This window comes from [Flexibacter] sp. ATCC 35103 (assembly GCF_001975985.1).
Taxonomy (GTDB): domain Bacteria; phylum Bacteroidota; class Bacteroidia; order Flavobacteriales; family Flavobacteriaceae; genus Flavobacterium.
The window spans coordinates 11,501-28,907 of the sequence record NZ_MTQF01000008.1 but is presented as its reverse complement, the minus strand read 5'-3'; the positions used below and the strand labels follow the sequence as shown (position 1 = coordinate 28,907).

Below are 17,407 nucleotides of genomic sequence, written 5' to 3'. Positions count from 1 at the left end.
CATCAATTAAGAGTTGTAGCTTTTAAAGGGTTTGCAAACTAATTAAATAATAATAGACCGTTTGCCTGTTAATTTATCATTTGATGTGACTTCCCAGGAGACCCCGGAAGCGGGTACAGCTCTCTCACGACCCCATGTTCTGATAGCCTCAATTTTTTCAGGAGCAGTTTTACTCAAAGGAACAATATTTTTAAAGCATTTTTCAAATAAATGATCATCTACAATATCATCACCGTGAATTACTGCCTGAATAGCAACATCTCTAACTGCACCTTCAAGATCAGAACCTGCAAAACCTTCAGAAATTTCAACGAGTTGATTTAAGGTATTAGCAGATGGCTGTAGTAATAAATTGCGTTTTATATATAAATTAATTATGTCTTTTCTCTCCAGTTCTCCTGGTAAGTCAACAAAAAAGAGTTCATCAAAACGACCTCTGCGTAAAAGCTCAGGAGGAAGTTTACTTACATCGTTCGCTGTAGAAACAACAAAAACTTTTGCCATACTTTCTTGAAGCCAAAACAAAAATTGTCCAACCATTCTGGTAGATGTGCCACCATCATTAGAACCTGATGCACCAGATAGACCTTTTTCAATTTCATCAATCCACAATATACAAGGCGCTGCATTATCTGCAGATGCCAATGCCTCTTTTAGTCTATTTTCAGATTGACCAAGATATTGCCCCTGAATAGCTGCAAGATCTAGTCTGTATAATGGTAAATTCCAATTTGCTGCGATAAATTTAGCCGATAAAGATTTACCACAACCTGGAACTCCAACTAATAAAACCCCTCTTGGAGGTCTCATTTTTCTTGCTTTTAAGTCAGCCGTTAAAAGTTGTTTTTGATTATCTAGCCAATGTTGTAAACCACTTAATCCGGCAACAGAAAGTGTAGAAGGATCTAGTTTTACTTTTTCTAATCCGGATATGTCGCTAAATAATTTATCTTTTGCATTACTCAACTCTTTAATGTCATCCTTTGTTAAAGAACCCTTTGCCATTTGAGTTGCTAAAACATTTTCGGCCTCTATTTTAGTCATATTGGCCAAGATAGTCGCCGCCATTTTATAATCTGTTTCGTCCCATTCAAGAGGAATCGAACCTTTATAAGGCGTTACACATTCCTTAACAACTTCGAGCATTTCTTCTTCATTTGGAGCATCAAGTGTAATAGTCATTCCTAGTCGTTGTAATTGAGGCCAAATTGTTTTGGTTGTAATTAAACAAATACTTCCGCCTCTTTCTATGGCTTGAATTACACAATCATAAAGATGTCTTGAAACCAAATTGTCATCTTCAATGTCACTGACTTCTGTAAAAACAAAAGTTAAGTTTTGTCTTTGAGAAATATTTTGCACTGCAAAATCTAAAGCTCCTGCGACTGATCGATCATCATTTACACTTTTTTTTGATTTAATATCAATAGTTCCATGAGATAAACTATGAAAGTAAATAGGAATGTTTATTTCTTCTGCTAATTGATGAATTACTTCAAGAACTCTTGTTCTTTCGATACTTCGTATAGATATGAAGGGTATTCTGGCTCTAAACATTCGCAAAAGCGAAGTCTTAAATTCTGCTTTATTTGCCATTTTAAAATATTATTTTTCTGCCCGTTGAAGCAATTATTTCATTTGTGCTTTGTTCTTTATTTTTTATATCCGTAATTTCTTTATAAGTGCTATTCAGGTCAAAAGAATTCAATAAGATTAATATTTTTTCTCTTCCTTTTGAAATTCCTGAGATGTTATTTTTTAATGAAGTTTTAATTTCATTTACAAATTCCTCGAGATCCTTTTTCAATGCTTTTTTTAAATCATTCGGTAAACCTTCTATAGCTATAAATTTACTAATTGTAGTAAGATTTTGCTTTCCGTTTCTTAATGCTATTTCAAAATCATCTTCTGTTTTAAAGTTTTGTAATTGAAAAGAGCGTTGAAATTTATCCAGCCAATTCTGTTTCCGCTTCTTATATATTTCTTCAACCTTAATATAAAAGCGAGTTGCTGTTCCTGCATCAATTATAAAACTGCCTTCATTCAATTCTGTTAAAACAGAATCATCGCCATCACCAAATTGATCAAGTAATTTTGTCCATGCAGAATAAGTTGTTGGTCCGGTTTTCATTATGGTTTTATTCGTGGATTTATAAATTGGTTTGGAGGGACGATATCCCAATCCGGAAATTTTGCATTCCCTGATTCAGATTCTGTTCTGCCCTGAAATAAATTTGGTTTTACAGTGTTTTCTTTTTTTATTTCCTGAATGGTATTTTCAGATTCTTCTGAATGATTCCCTAAAATTATTTTTGTCATTTTTTTTAATTTAAATAATGTTTCTTACTGTTTCTTTTGACACACTTGAAAAATCTTCAGGAGTAATCGAAGATAAAAGCTGTCTTACTACTTCGGCATTATTATCTTCATTTTCGTGTTCGTTTCTGTAATCTACAGTTTCAGCGATACAACCTCTTAAAACTTCTTTTGCTTTTGCTTTTCGCTCTTCTATATTTTCGATAATATTGTTTTTTGCTTTCTTATGATTATTTACAGAATTCCAAACTATAACACCTCCAATGCCTATTCCTAAAATAGCTACAATAGTATGAAAAGTAAATGCCCAAAATCCAAGCAGACATATTAATATTCCTATGATAACACCAGCATATGGAAATGAAAGCGCTGCTAGCTGAACTTCTAAAATATTTTGGTAAAATTCATCTTGTTTTTTTAGAAGCTCAATTTCGTCACTTCCATCTTTTGTTGAAGTTTTAAAATCATCTATTGAAAAATCAACATATTGTGGAATTCTGTTTCTACTTTGTGCAGTAAAAGTATTGTGAGCTTCAACTATCCAAGGCTGACTTATTGAAACTGCCAGTGCTTGAGTTACTTTAGTTGCACCGGATAATTCAGGATTAAATGATGCATTAGTCAATAATTGTAAAAAATCGACTTGTTCATCAAAAATGTGCTTTTCTGCATCCATTACAGCTTGTGCAGCTGTTTTGTCACCATCCATTTGAATAATTAATTGATTAAATCTTACTTGTTCTTGCAGTGGCAGTTCTTCATCGTCAAAGTTTGTAACTAATAAGGACAGAATTTCATCTAGCTGAACTTTAACACCCTTTGAATAGTCTGCAGATGATGAAATTATACTTTTGAAATGTTTCTCTAAGATATTGTGTGTCTTTGCTTCTTTTAAAGAATTTTCTAAATGATTCCAATTAGATGCAAATTTTTCAAGTAAAGGATATTTGCCTTCTGATAGCGGACCCAAGGCTTCAAAGAATTTGACCCACTGCAATTTTTGTTCATTTATAAATGTATCGCCTTGGGTAAGTTGATCTAACCAATTTTTAACATTGATCATCATTAATTGTCTTGCAGCAGGAGGGAAAACACCGGTTGTAACGGCTTCCAGGATAATTATAAATTCTCTGTCAAGATTATGAGGGTTTTGATGCATAAAATAACGTTCCAGCCATTTTAAGCTGGATTCATTTCGCGCTAATCTTCGCATCACCATCATAAAGAAAAGAGTGGTTTTGTAATCATCTCTTTTTAGGGCTTCATTTAAAGCTTTCTCAGTTGTATTTTTATCATTTCTAACCCAGGCAGCTAAAGACACTAATGCTGGAGCTAACCAATATCCCGGTGCCTTTATCATTACCTCTTCTGTGGTAAATTTTAGAGTATCATCACTTATTATTCCTGTATCTACTCCCTGAAGAATTCCTGTCGCCATTCTTCGTACTTCAGCATAATATCCAAACTTAATTTGCAAATCTTGCTTTAGATTTCCTTGTCTGGTTTCGGCTAATTGTAAAGCTTTGTGTTTTAAATCAGCTGCTACAAAATCTGTAAACGAATCAGCTAGTTTTACCAGTTCACTTTCTAATTGGTCTTGTTTGAAATTTAATGTTCCTAATTCAGAATGTACTCCGGACATATCTGATCTAATTGACCTTAATGCACTATTTATAATAGAGAGGTCTGCATATGAGATTACTTGTTGAGACATAGTTATTTTAGTTAATTGGTTTTATAATTTTGTTGCAGTTCCGTCTTCGCGAATTAAAATGATTTTGTCTTTATATACTTCAACCATTGCATAAGCATTATGTTGAGCAACTGTTCTGGCTTTTTCGAAGTCGGCTTCCATTGTTTCTGATGTTTTATAATGCTTAATAATTTGGCTGCCACTTAAATCAAGTGTGTGTACTTCATAAGGATGACCAAGAAAACATTTAGAAACGATTCCTATTGGTAAACTTGGGAGTTCTGCTGTTCCAAACTCTTCCTGAATAGCTTCAATGAGTTCATTCATTCCTTTAGTATCTGATAATGATTTGGAATCAAGTCCGGCAATGAGATCGAGGTATTTTTTTGAGCGTTTCTTTAGAACATCTCTGTCACTTATAAAGCCAGTTGTTAAATGCTGTTTTTTCTCTGTATTAATATTTATATCGTTGTTTTGTAAAATGATTCTCGTCATACTATTTATTATTTTAATTTCTGATTATCAAATGTAAACCGATGAAAAAGTATAATTTTATGGAAATCCGTAAACTAGATTTTAAAGCTCAAATTTCTAATGATGAAAAGATTTTCAGGGAGATTACTTTACTATATTTTATTTTTATCAGAATTCAGTGAATTTTGATTAAGTTGGTATTCTTTTGTGAAGAGAAACAGAACAATGAGGCTTTTAATAAGAATCTAAAATCAACAATCTAAAATCTAAAATTTCAGAAAAAAGTATATCTTTAGCCAACCAAAAAAAACAAACCATGCAAGAAAAAGACCAGGAAAATTTTAAAAGAGAACTCGGATTATTAGACGGAACCATGCTAGTGGTTGGTTCTATGATCGGATCAGGGATATTTATCGTGAGTGCTGATATCGCCAGACAAGTAGGTTCTGCCGGATGGCTAACTTTAATTTGGCTGATCTCTGGATTAATTACCATTATTGCCGCCGTAAGTTATGGCGAGCTCAGTGCTATGTTTCCAAAAGCTGGAGGACAATATGTTTATCTGAAAGAAGCTTATAACAAGTTAATTGCTTTTTTATACGGTTGGAGTTTTTTTGCTGTAATTCAGACTGGAACGATCGCCGCTGTTGGTGTTGCTTTCTCGAAGTTTGCAGCTTATCTTTATGAACCATTGAGTGATGAAAATATATTGTACGAGTTAGGATCTTTTAAACTCAATGCGGCACAGATTGTTTCGATATTAACGATTGTTTTACTAACTTTTATCAATAGCCGTGGAGTTAAAAACGGAAAAATTCTGCAAACTGTTCTAACTATCATCAAAATTCTGTCATTGTTGGGATTAATTGTCTTTGGATTAACGCTGGCAGCCAAAGCTTCGGTTTGGGATGCTAACTGGACAGATGCCTGGACAACACGTTCGTTTAATAAAGATACAGGATCATGGTTGCCTATTAGCGGAACAGCTTTGATTACGGGAATTTCGGCCGCAATGGTTGGATCGTTATTTTCCAGCGATGCATGGAATGGCGTTACTTTTATTGCAGGAGAAATTAAAAACCCAAAACGAAATGTTGGTTTCAGTTTGTTCTTAGGAACTTTTATTGTGACTATTATTTATGTTCTGACTAATTTAATGTATTTGGCGGTTGTTCCGTTAGACGAAATTGCAACTGCAAAATCTGATAGAGTAGCGGTGGTAGCCTCACAATATATTTTTGGCGATATTGGAACTTTGATTATTGCAATTATGATTATGATTTCGACTTTTGCCTGCAACAACGGACTAATCATGGCTGGTGCAAGAGTTTATTATACTATGGCAAACGATGGACTTTTCTTTAAAAAAGCAGCTATTTTAAATAAATCAAGTGTTCCGGCCTGGGCACTTTGGGCGCAATGTATTTGGGCTTCGGCTTTATGTCTGACAGGTAAATATGGTGATTTGCTGGACTTTGTAATTATCATTGTTTTGATTTTCTATATTTTAACGATCTACGGAATTTTTATCTTACGTAAAAAAATGCCAGATGCAGAAAGACCATATAAAGCATTTGGATATCCTTTTTTACCAATGTTATATATCGTTATTGCAACAGCAGTTTGTATTTCGCTACTAATTACAAAATTTTCGACTTGTGGTTGGGGAGTATTAATTATGCTAACAGGAATTCCGGTATATTACTTAACAAAACCGAAAGAAGTTTAAAAAGAGGTGTAAGGTGCTGAGATACTAAGTTTCTAAGTTTAAATGTGATAAAAGTTAGCCCGCGGGTTGTACGGATTAAGCGGATTAACACAGGTTTTCTTTTTTTTACTTTAATTTTACTTCAAAATATAAATGCCTTGTTTTAGCAAGGCATTTTTTTATGGTTTATTTTGAGTAATAAATGATCCGTGCAAATCCGTTTCATCAGTAAAACCTGTGGGCATAAAAAAAACACTACAATTTGCAAAAGCAAAAAATGTAGTGTCTTTAAAAGTAATAATCTAATGAATTTTTAATGGTAATTATACCATTTCAGTCTCAAGAGAAGATTTTATAGATGAATTAATAATAGACAAAGTTAATGGATCAGATTCTCCGGAGAAAAAAGTTTCTAATACTTCCTGAAATATTGGATTTGTATTTTCTACTAAAGAAAACAACGTCATAGAAGAACGTAATTTACGTGCATCTAAATCTCCTAAAATTCCATCTGCTGATTTTCTTTTAAAGGTTAAAAACAACTCTGAAATTTCGATAAGATGTTTTCCTAAAATAGGATGTTCAAGGAATTCAGTTGCTTCTTTTAGATCGTTAATGGCATAATAATTTGCAGTATCACTCTGACCTAATCCTTTAATCTGAGGAAAAATGAACCACATCCAGTGTGTCTCTTTTTTTCCTTTTTTGATTTCAGAAAAAGCAGTAAGATAAAGTTTGTTTTGCGCATCTAAAAAACGCAATAAATCATTGTTGGAGTAAGCCATTGTGGTAATTTATATATAAAAAAAGGTTGCAAAAGTAGTAAAAAAGATGAGGTCTGCCTAATAAAAGGTTCATGTACTGAGTATTTTAACTTTTAGAGGAGGAATTTTCCTCGTGGTTTCGTAATCAAAAAAAACTCATTTTGAGTGCTTTATAATCATTCACTTCGTTTAGTTCTTCTAAAGGTTAAATTAATTCTGGGTAATACATTTTTGGCTGTTTTAGGAACCTGATGTTGCCAAAAACTATTGGTTGTTCCTGCCATTAATAAAAAAGATCCGTGATGTAAAGGAATCTCTACTTGCGGAATTTCTTTTCGAAATTTATGGCGGAGTTTGAACATCCTGGTTTCGCCAAAAGTCACCGAAGCAATAATCGGATTCGGTCCCGTATTGTGTTCTTTGTCGCTGTGCCAGCCAACGCCATCATTTCCGTCCCGGTATAAATTTAATAGAAGACTATTAAAATCAAGCTGAGTTTCTTTTTCGACCCTGCCTCTGATAGTCAATAATTCATAAGTCCAGTCAGGTCCGTTTTGATCTGCTCCGGGATTATCCTTGTCCTCATACCAGCAAATCATTCGGGGAACAGTATAGATTTTATCATAAATTTCCATTTCATATTCTCTCCATTTGGTCTTGTGGAGTATTCTTTCGTAAAAGCGATCAGATTCTTCTTTGGTAAAGAAATTATCGATCAAAATAAGTTCTGCATCAGGCAGGTCGAATACTTTCTTTCCTGCTAAACCTGTGGCAAATAATTCAGTATCGCTAAATAGTGTCATTGTTCGATTATTTTGTGTCAATTTCAATCCATACCGGAGCATGGTCGCTTGTTTTTTCCCATCCCCGCACATAGCGGTCAACTCCTCCGGAAAGCAATTTTTCTGCTATTTGCGGGCTTAGTAAAAAATGGTCAATTCTTAAGCCTGCATCCCGCTCGTAAGCCTTTCTAAAATAATCCCAAAAGGTGTAAATTTTTTCATCAGGATATAAAGTACGAATAGCATCTGTCCATCCCTGCGAGACAATAGCTGCAAAAGCTTTCCGGACTTCGGGTAAAAAAAGGGCGTCATTTACCCATTTTTCAGGTTTATAAACATCCAGCTCTGTTGGCATCACATTATAATCGCCAACCAATATTACCGGAACTTTTAAACTCAATAATGTTTCTGCACGATCGGCTAAACGTTCAAACCATTTTAGTTTATATTCTAATTTTGGTCCAGGCGCAGGATTTCCGTTTGGTAAATAAAGACATGCGATAACAATACCATTAATCACAGCTTCGATATAACGACTTTGAATATCTTCATCATCTCCCGGAAGAATATGTGTTACTTCCTCTATTTCCATATTACGTGCCAGTATTGCAACGCCATTCCATTGCTTTTGTCCGTGCCAAATAGCATTATATCCGGCATCATTAATAGCCTTAAGCGGAAAATTATCCTGTGGTGCTTTTAATTCTTGCAGACAAACAATATCAGGGGCAGCTTCTTCAAGCCATTTCAATAAAACATTTAAGCGTCCGTTGACTCCGTTTACATTATAAGTAGCTATTTTCATAGTAGATTTAATTAGTTGTATCATTAAATTTACAGCTTTTTGCGCCTTTATATTTACATAAATTAATATTCTTATTTCAGAAACTGTTTGTTAAAGAATACTTTACGCGGATTTTTTTCTGCATAAGCAAAAATCAATTGTACAATATATTGATTGCTTTTATAAGGCGTAGTATAATTTTTTACTTCTAAAGGGTCAGTAATCGCAACATCTAAAGGAATATATCCCATACCATAAAAATGACCATTTTCTATCCAGATACAACTTCGCTCTTGCGATGTTCTTCCTTTCTCTATAATGGCAAAAGTGGGTCTGTTGCTTAATAAAAAATCAATAGCATTGTCGACTTGTTCATTATGGAGTGCAACATCTGGCAAATCTGTTATATCATTATTTTTAAATATTTCTCCGTCTTCAGGTTTTAAATATTTGCAAAATCTATAATCAATTTCAAATTGTTCTGCCAGACTCCGTAATATATTTGTCCCTTCGTGTATGCTGCTGAAATGCTCAATACACGACTGAAATTTATTGAGTTTCCCGATCGCCAGATATTTATATCCGTTTCGGGCTTCATATTGATACAATCCAAATTTAGGTTCAAAACGCTTTAATGCTCTATTGTAGGTTGGCCAAAGGTGTTTAATTTCTGTACATTCCAGTAAAAGAGCCATTAACTCATTACCACATACTTCAAATGAAATTGAATATATATCCCGTAAAAAATGTTGTCTTTGCGGATTAATCTTATGACCGCTAAAATGAGAAGCCACACGTTTTTTTAAGTTGATTGCTTTTCCCACATAGATTACTTTTTTTACCTCATTATAAAAATAATATACGCCCGGTTTTTCCGGTAAGTTATTAAAATCTTCTGGCGGAAGGTTAGGAGGTAAACGCTGATCTTGGGACGTATTTTTGATCATTTTTTCGATATGACCTTCATCATCCCATTCGAGTAATCTCGAAAATAATATGGCCGTAGCATCTGCATCACCACCAGCACGATGCCTGTTTTCTAAAGAAATATCCAGTGAATTGCAAAGATTTCCTAAACTATACGATCCCAATCCGGGTCTGATTTTTCTTGCTGCGCGAACCGTACATAATTTTCTTGCTGTCCATTTAAAACCTGCTTGTTCGAGTTGATGACGAACAAATGAATAATCGAAGTTAACATTATGTGCCACGAAAACACGATCAGTAAGCATTTCCAGAACTTTCTCTGAAATATCATCAAAGATTGGCGCATTGGCAACCATTTCATTATTAATTCCTGTCAGTGCAAAAATCGAAATTGGTATTTCTTTTTCCGGATTAACAAGCGTTTCATAACGTTCAATCACGTTTTCTCCGTCATGAATGATGATCGCAATTTCGGTAATGCGGCTGCCACTGGCGTTACCACCGGTGGTTTCGATATCTACTATGGCATATTCTTGCTTTTTCATCTGTATGTAACGTAAAATCGATTGTTTTTATGTTGTTTTATTAAAATTTAAATCTATAGTTATTTTATTTTTATCTAAGAACATTTAAACTTTAATCGTAATAACATCTTTTAGTAAAGTAGAAAATTTGGGAGACAATCTGTTCTGCTTCATTTTCCATTGCCGTCCTAAAGACTGCACACCAAATTTAATTTTATTATTACCATAACTTTGGTTCATTTTATCAATCGCGCTCATTAAAGACTGATGTTTAGGATTTGAAGTTTCGAATAAATTAAGCTGTGTTTCACTATTGGGCGTTAATCCCATTACAATTACACCCGCTTTTTTATACCGATAACCTTTTTTAAAAATAGCTTTAAATCCTTTTTGTGCGGCCTTATTAAGCTCTATTGTCGAGTTGGTCGGAAAATTAGTAGTGATAGTAATACTTCGTGAATAGTGCGATTGCTCATTCTTTAAAAAGCTAGTCTGAATAAAAACAGTTACCATATTACAATGACAATCCTGACGCCTTAATTTCTCAGCACAGGAAGCTGTAAATGTGCTGATTCGTTCTGAGATTTCTTCATAAGTGGTATATTTTTTTTCAAAAGATCTCGTTGTGGCAATCATTTTCCGGTCGACAGCATCTTCTAGTTCCAAAGTTGGTTTTCCTTCTAATTCGTGTTTTAACCGAAGCCCCACCACAGACATTTCTTTTCTTACCCACGCATCCGGAAGCTGGGTAAATTCATACGCTGTGTTTATTTTATTTGATTTAAGTCGTTTGGCATGTTTTCTTCCAATTCCCCAGACATCTTCAATTTTTGTCCACTTTAATGCTTTAATCCTTTTTTCTTCAGAGTCAATACAATAAACACCCTGTGTGCGATCTGCAAATTTTCGGGCAATTTTATTCGCCATTTTAGACAAAGCTTTTGTAGGAGCGAAACCTATACTAACAGGAATTCCGGTTCCTTGTGTTACTTCTTTCCGCATTTTTAAGCCTAGTGTATTCAGATCAAATAAATTATAACCTGAAAATTTCAGGAAAGCTTCATCAATACTATAAATCTCGATTTCTGGTGTATAAGTTTGAAGCAGGTTCATCACCCGATTGCTCATATCGCCGTATAGCGGATAATTGGAAGAATAAACAAAAATGTTTTTTTCTTTAAAAATAGATTCATACTTAAAAGCCGGAATAGCCATTGGTACGCCAAGAGCTCGAGCTTCATCAGAGCGCGAAATAACACAGCCATCATTGTTAGAGAGAATAACGATGGGTTTTCCTCTTAAACGCGGCTCAAATACTCTTTGGCAAGAAGCATAAAAATTGTTACAATCGACTAAAGCAAACATTTCTAAACGTGTTTTTTTATTTCTATTTCTGTTTTGTCACCCTGAGTGATCCCAAAGCTTCGGGAGAAGAATCTCAAAAAGATTTAATACTATGAATCACAATTCCCCAAATCACAAAATTATTTTCCGGAGTTACTTTTATAGGCCGATAATCTTCATTTTCGGCAATGAGCCAAATGATGTCTTTTTCTATCCTGATACGCTTTACAGTAAATTCACCATCAATTTGGCAAACAGCAATTTTATTGTTTTGCGGTTCCAGGCTTTTATCAATAATTAATAAATCACCGTCATTAATACCAACATTTTTCATAGAATGTCCTTTTACCCGGGCAAAATAAGTTGTGTACTTATGTTTGATGAATTCTTTATTGAGATCAATCGATAATTCGATAAAATCATCAGCAGGTGAAGGAAAACCTGCACTGATTCCAACGTCAAAAAAAGGTAATTTTACTTCTGAACTTACATCCGGAATATACAATTCTATTGATTTTTCGGTATTTATAGTTCTCAATTTCATAACCACTTTAAAAATTTGTTTTTTTGGACATTACAAAATTAGTACAGATGATAACATTTTTTTGTATATTTGTTGTTCCAAATTATAACAAATTAATTATGTCCTTATTTTCAGATAACATCAGAGCATTGAGGGTTAAGCATAAAATATCTCAGGAGAAATTAGCTGAAAACCTTAGAATTACCCGAGGAAGATACGTTAAGTACGAAGATGGAACCTCCGAGGCACCATATGATATTTTGAAGCAGATTGCTTTATATTTTCATATGAGTATCGATTTACTTTTGTCTGTCGATATACGAAAGATACACATTGAAAACCTGATAAAATTAGAAGGTAACCGACTTATTTTGCCCATTCAGGTAGATAGTTTTGGAGAGAATTATATCGAAATTGTATCTCAAAAAGCAAAAGCAGGTTATTTAAATGGTTATGCCGATCCGGAATATATTGAAAGTCTGCAACAGGTTTCGCTTCCGTTTTTAGGACCGGGAAAACACCGCGGATTTCCTGTAGAAGGTGATTCGATGCCGCCGCATGAAGACGGTTCGATTATTATTGGACGTTATGTAGAAAGACTGGGAGAGGTGATGGATGGTAGAACGTATATCCTGATTACCAAAAATGAAGGAATGGTCTACAAACGATTGAACAAGAATAAAAAGAATGCTTTGGTTCTGGAATCAGACAATCGTTTTTATCCAAATTATGAAGTGAAAGCTTCTGATATTCTTGAAATCTGGGAATACGAATGCAGCATTGGCCGAAGTGATAAACGACATGAAGTGACAGAATCTCAAAGTATGAAGGATTTGCTTTTAGAAGTAAAACGAGAAGTTATGGAGATTAAAAATAATACCGCGAATACATAAAAAAGTTTTTTACCACAAATTAAATATTTTTTTTCCGCCACGAATTCACGAATTTTGGTTTAAAATAATTCGTGAATTGCTTCGCCTATTCGCTATCGCTCGGGTCGTGGCGGAAAATCCAGACAAAAGCAGCTTAAAAAAACTTTGAGCCTTATCGTCTTAGTCGCGGAAAAAAAATCTAAAAAACCTTCACGAAACCCAATCCATATTGTTGCCCGTTATAAAAAGGCATTATCATAGAAGTTGATTTACTTTCAGAAGATGATTTAAAAAGTTTTCTGGTAATGTACGGATTCATCCAATATGCCAATTTGGTACTCAAAATCCCAATTCCGGCTCCGGCAGCAACATCGGTTAACCAATGACGATTGTTGTAAATTCTAAATAATCCGGTTCCGGTTGCTACGGCATAACCGGCAATTCCATACCAAATCGATTTGTCTTTGTATTCCTGCCATAAAAACTCCGCTCCGGCAAAAGCGGTTGCCGTATGTCCGGAAGGGAAAGAATTATTCGAACTTCCGTCCGGACGTTCTTCATGAACAAGTGATTTTAAACCCAATACCGTTGTCGCCATAATCGCATACGAAGTCACAAATATTACTGACCGATCCCGCATATTGTTCTTCCCTTTTACGCCAAAAGCATTCAAAGCATAAACAGAAGCTGCAGGCGCATATTGCGAGAAATCATCAATAGTGATTTTATTATCAATATCTTCTGTAACTTCAGCTTTAATTTGATGATTAAAAGTTAATAATTGATCACTTTCAAGACCAATAACACCATAACCGATCAATACTCCCGGAATGATTAATTGCTTGTAATTGAATTTTAAGTGATTTGATGTAGTGTCAATTTTTGTTATGGAGTCATTTTGTTGTGCATTTGCACTCAAAAAACCGAATAAAAATACCAGAGAAACCGCTTTGTAAAACATCTTTCTTTATTGTTATAAGTTGCAATAATAACGAATGTTCGATTCAAGTATTTTTGGCTTAATTGAACCTTAAGTCAATATTAATCTGTTGGTTTTAAATAGGATAGTTGTATTAAGATTGGCTAAATATTATATCGTTTAAATGTCACCCTGAGCGAAGTCGAAGGGACTTATATCATTAAAGGTCTTCGACTTCGCTCAGACGAACAATAGAAATGAAAATCGCAATTTTTAAATAGATAATAGGTGTAGTCCCTACGGGACAAAAATATTGTTAATGTATAAAATTTCTACCAACATATAATCTCTCCGAGATATTTATAGAAATTAAATATTAGTACCCCGTTAGGGGTTAAATGTCGGTAGAAAAAGAACCAACGTCAGTAAAAATGTGCTGTAGGGACTACAGATCATCGATTTCGCTAAAATAATGACTAATAAACCGCGCGAGCTTTTTATATTTTTTTCGTTTAACAATTCACAATTCACAATTAATCTTAAACCTTCAACGAAAACCAAAAAGTACTTCCCAAACCTAAATTACTTTCAACGCCAATAACTCCGTTTTGAGCTTCGATAAATTCTTTGCTAATTGCCAATCCTAATCCCGTTCCTGATTTTTGACTTCCCGGAATTTGGAAATATTTATCAAAAACTTTGTCTTTATATCTCGCATCAATTCCTTTTCCGGTATCGATTACCTGAAAAATAATCTGATCCTTTTCTTCTTTTAATTTAATGATAATCGTACTTTTTTCAGAAGAATACGTAATCGCATTCGATAGATAATTAATCAAAACCCAGCCTGTTTTTTCGCTGTCAGCTTTTACGTTTTGGAGATTTTCATCGGCATCAATAATAAGTTTGATTTGTTTTTGATCGGCTTGAACTTTTACAGCTTCGGTAGCATAATTTACAATAGCATAAGGATTGCTTTTTTCGATATTCAACTGAATATTTCCAGTTTCTAATTGTGATAAATTGAGTAATTCACCTGTGATTTTCAACAATCGCTGACTATCATCTTTAATGCTTTCAACCAATTGTTTCTGATCATCATTCATATCACCTGTTTTGGAATTTTGAAGCAATTGAAGACTTAGTTTTATAGAGGCAATTGGTGTTTTTAATTCGTGCGAAACTGTGGCAATAAAATTAGTTTTCGCAAAATCAAGTTCTTTAAATAAGGTAATATTTCGCAGAATAATGACGTCACCAATATTGATTTCTTTCTCTTCTCCCGTTGGCGTTATGGTGATATTGATTTTTTCTTTATCGAAATAACTTTCTTTTCCGTTAGCAAAAATTTTCAAAGGTTGTTTTTTCTGAGAATCAGTTGCTAATTCCGTTAAAATCAAAGACCGAATCAAATCATTTGATAAAGCCAAAGTTGAAGCCGATTTCCCGATAACATCCTCAGATTTCATTCCGATAATTTTCAGCGCTTCATCATTCACAAATAAAATAACACCTTCCTGATCCAATCCAATAATAGGATCGTGCATGTTATTGATAAGCGTTTCCAGTCGTTTTTTCTCGAAAAACAATTTGTATAAGTTACTACTATTGTATTCCTCCAGTTTTTGTGCCATTGTATTAAACGATTTTGCCAAATCTCCATATTCGTTATGATTGGTAAAATGCACACGTTCCGAATAATTTTTATTCGCAATTTCCTTAATACTCAAAGTCAATTCCTTAATAGGATTTGCAATATTATTGGGTAAATTAATCAGTAAATTAAAAGCAATCAGAAAGCACAGAGTTCCCACAATTGCAATCCATAAATTGGCGGTTTCAGCCGTATGTTTAGCGATATCACTTTTTTTCTTTATGGCATTCATATTGAGTTTCATAATCTCGAAAATGTCTTGTCTGATTTGCATTTTTAAAGACTCATCAGAACTGTTTTTTTCTAAAAGAGCAAAGTTTCTCTTAAGACTATCGGTTCCTTTTTTCTCTCCTTCTTCAGTAACATTTTGTGTTTGCTTCTGAAGATTTTCTTTAAAAGTAACAATCGCATTCTCTTTATTAGAATTAATTTCGTCTAATGACAAAAGCATATTTCTAGAATATTCAAGCGTATTATAATTTGCTTTCAGAATATTCTCAGTGTCTTTTTTTATCGAGAAAATATAAAAGGCACTCACCAATGTGAGTATTATTATTAGTAAAAATAATAACCCAACTCCCAGATTCAATTTAGTTTTAATTCTCATGACGTTTATTTAAAAACAAGTTTTTTTATTTGAACCATATCAGTAATATAAGAAAATATAAGAGAGCGCATAATTAAGACAGGCAGAAAAAACTTTGCGTCCTTGCGACTTTGCGAGCAAAAACTCTAGCGAACTTTGTGTAAAACCTTGCGTCCTTTGCGGTTAAATTTCACACCTCCAATTTAAATGAACTTATATAACTTATATGGTTAGAAAAATTTTTAAGATAAAATAACAAGGTCAACATTCGATAAAGACAGCCTGTTTAATAAACGTCTGAAAATCGTTGTAGCCAAAATTACTTTAAATAAATTAAAATGCGGTTTTCCGATGCAAACAGTTGTAATTTGTTTTTCTTCGGTGGCAATCAAAATCGCATCCGCAATATTTTTATGTTCAATTTTAATAACTTCTGCGCCCAATTGCACGGCAAGTTTAAAATTATTTATCAAGTGACGTTGTTTGTCCAACGCAATTTTAGTACTGCTTTCCTGCGGAGTTTCTACATACAAAACATACCAGGATCCGTTGTAATAACTCGCGAGACGCGCTGCTTTTCGAATCACAATTTTAGCCGTTTTATCATTACTGCTAATGCAGGCCAAAAGTTTTTCGTGTCTTAAAGCATGTAGTTGAGGCACTTCATTTTCAACTTTTCGAACCACCTGACTTGCTACTTCTTTCAAAGCCAATTCACGCAATTGTAAAATTTGATCCGACTTAAAGAAGTTTGCCAAAGCCGTCTGAATTTTATCAGCCGTATAAATTTTTCCTTCTTTTAAACGGGCAATCAAATCCTCAGAAGTCAAATCGATATTCACGACTTCATCTGCCAATCGCAAAACATTATCCGGAATGCGTTCCTGAACATCAATTCCTGTAATACGTTTTACATCTTCATTTAAACTCTCAATATGCTGAATATTAACTGCCGAAATTACGTTGATTCCTGCTTCCAGAATCTCCAAAACATCCTGCCAGCGTTTTTCGTTTTTGCTTCCCTCAATATTAGTGTGCGCTAATTCATCAACAATTACCACTTCGGGTCTAAGGTTGATAATCGCCTGAACATCGAGTTCTTCCAGCTCTTTCCCTTTATAGAAAATGGTTCGCCGCGGAATTACGGGCAAACCAGATAAAAGTTCATGCGTTTCCTTTCGCATATGCGTTTCGATGTAACCAATTTTTACATCAATTCCGTTCTTCAATAACGAATGTGCTTCTTGCAGCATCCGGTACGTTTTCCCCACACCGGCGCTCATCCCAATGTAGACCTTAAACTTCCCTTTTCGTGATTTCTGAATTAAATCGAGAAAGTGCTGTGCGTTATTTTCTTTTTCTTGTTCCATATGTTTGTGTGAAGGTGCTAAGTCACAAAGTTTTTTTTATTTTTTTAGCTACAGATTCACAAATTAAAAAGATTATTGAATGGCTTTGTGTAGATTTATTTGCCACGAATTCACGAATTTTGATTTAAAATAATTCGTGAATTCGTGGCGAAAAAAAACCTTTTAAT

General features: G+C 34.0%; 16 protein-coding genes. 2 read left to right on the top strand and 14 right to left on the bottom strand.

The genetic code is table 11. From position 1 onward, the window contains the following. Positions 1–42: 42 nt before the first annotated feature. From BXU01_RS17465 to BXU01_RS17445, 5 genes are read right to left on the bottom strand one after another with little or no spacing between them, the layout of a single operon-like run. Positions 43–1,596, bottom strand: coding sequence for an ATP-binding protein (locus BXU01_RS17465; RefSeq protein WP_083694371.1), 1,554 nt, complete (start codon positions 1,594–1,596; stop codon positions 43–45). 1 nt (position 1,597) lies between these two features. Beyond that, the gene (locus BXU01_RS17460; protein ID WP_083694370.1) at positions 1,598–2,131 is read right to left on the bottom strand and encodes a hypothetical protein; all 534 of its coding nucleotides are present in this window, start codon (positions 2,129–2,131) and stop codon (positions 1,598–1,600) included. Further along, the gene (locus BXU01_RS17455) at positions 2,131–2,319 is read right to left on the bottom strand and encodes a hypothetical protein (RefSeq protein ID WP_083694369.1); all 189 of its coding nucleotides are present in this window, start codon (positions 2,317–2,319) and stop codon (positions 2,131–2,133) included. The genes BXU01_RS17460 and BXU01_RS17455 overlap by 1 nt, the downstream gene beginning before the upstream one ends. 10 nt (positions 2,320–2,329) lie before the next feature. After that, positions 2,330–4,030 carry a hypothetical protein gene (locus BXU01_RS17450; RefSeq protein WP_123774093.1) on the bottom strand — a complete coding sequence of 567 codons (1,701 nt, stop codon included), beginning with the start codon at positions 4,028–4,030 and terminating at the stop codon, positions 2,330–2,332. A 21-nt stretch (positions 4,031–4,051) separates the two neighbouring features. After that, positions 4,052–4,504 carry a hypothetical protein gene (locus BXU01_RS17445; protein ID WP_083694367.1) on the bottom strand — a complete coding sequence of 151 codons (453 nt, stop codon included), beginning with the start codon at positions 4,502–4,504 and terminating at the stop codon, positions 4,052–4,054. Positions 4,505–4,799: 295 nt separating this feature from the next. Between BXU01_RS17445 and BXU01_RS17440 the strand changes: the two genes are divergently transcribed. Beyond that, complete coding sequence (locus tag BXU01_RS17440; RefSeq protein WP_083694366.1) at positions 4,800–6,212, top strand: APC family permease; 1,413 nt, start codon at positions 4,800–4,802, stop codon at positions 6,210–6,212. Positions 6,213–6,514: 302 nt separating this feature from the next. Here BXU01_RS17440 and BXU01_RS17435 read toward each other — a convergent pair whose 3' ends face one another. From BXU01_RS17435 to BXU01_RS17410, 6 genes are all read right to left on the bottom strand, one after another. Further along, positions 6,515–6,976: a DUF1810 domain-containing protein gene (locus BXU01_RS17435; protein ID WP_083694365.1), complete on the bottom strand. Its 462-nt coding sequence runs from the start codon at positions 6,974–6,976 to the stop codon at positions 6,515–6,517. 155 nt (positions 6,977–7,131) lie between these two features. Continuing rightward, positions 7,132–7,758 (bottom strand): alpha-ketoglutarate-dependent dioxygenase AlkB, encoded by a 627-nt coding sequence (locus BXU01_RS17430; protein WP_083694364.1) that lies wholly within the window; start codon positions 7,756–7,758, stop codon positions 7,132–7,134. A 7-nt stretch (positions 7,759–7,765) separates the two neighbouring features. Further along, positions 7,766–8,566 carry an exodeoxyribonuclease III gene (gene xth, locus BXU01_RS17425; RefSeq protein WP_255373794.1) on the bottom strand — a complete coding sequence of 267 codons (801 nt, stop codon included), beginning with the start codon at positions 8,564–8,566 and terminating at the stop codon, positions 7,766–7,768. 47 nt (positions 8,567–8,613) lie between these two features. Next, on the bottom strand, positions 8,614–9,993 hold the full coding sequence (locus BXU01_RS17420) for an exonuclease domain-containing protein (protein ID WP_083694362.1): 1,380 nt from the start codon (positions 9,991–9,993) through the stop codon (positions 8,614–8,616). A gap of 84 nt (positions 9,994–10,077) precedes the next feature. Further along, entirely contained in the window at positions 10,078–11,337 is a 1,260-nt protein-coding gene (locus BXU01_RS17415) for a Y-family DNA polymerase (RefSeq protein WP_083694361.1), read from the bottom strand. A 73-nt stretch (positions 11,338–11,410) separates the two neighbouring features. Continuing rightward, complete coding sequence (locus BXU01_RS17410; protein WP_083694360.1) at positions 11,411–11,860, bottom strand: LexA family transcriptional regulator; 450 nt, start codon at positions 11,858–11,860, stop codon at positions 11,411–11,413. A 98-nt stretch (positions 11,861–11,958) separates the two neighbouring features. Between BXU01_RS17410 and BXU01_RS17405 the strand changes: the two genes are divergently transcribed. Continuing rightward, positions 11,959–12,732, top strand: a complete 774-nt coding sequence (locus BXU01_RS17405) for a LexA family transcriptional regulator (protein ID WP_083694359.1) — start codon at positions 11,959–11,961, stop codon at positions 12,730–12,732. Between the two features lie 178 nt (positions 12,733–12,910). On the opposite strand, the gene BXU01_RS17400 is transcribed toward BXU01_RS17405, so the two are convergent. The 3 genes from BXU01_RS17400 to BXU01_RS17390 form a co-directional block, all read right to left on the bottom strand. Then, entirely contained in the window at positions 12,911–13,672 is a 762-nt protein-coding gene (locus BXU01_RS17400; RefSeq protein WP_083694358.1) for a phosphatase PAP2 family protein, read from the bottom strand. Positions 13,673–14,169: 497 nt separating this feature from the next. Further along, positions 14,170–15,891, bottom strand: coding sequence for an ATP-binding protein (locus BXU01_RS17395; RefSeq protein WP_083694357.1), 1,722 nt, complete (start codon positions 15,889–15,891; stop codon positions 14,170–14,172). Positions 15,892–16,112: 221 nt separating this feature from the next. Then, complete coding sequence (locus BXU01_RS17390) at positions 16,113–17,240, bottom strand: sensor protein KdpD (protein ID WP_083694356.1); 1,128 nt, start codon at positions 17,238–17,240, stop codon at positions 16,113–16,115. Positions 17,241–17,407: the final 167 nt, after the last annotated feature.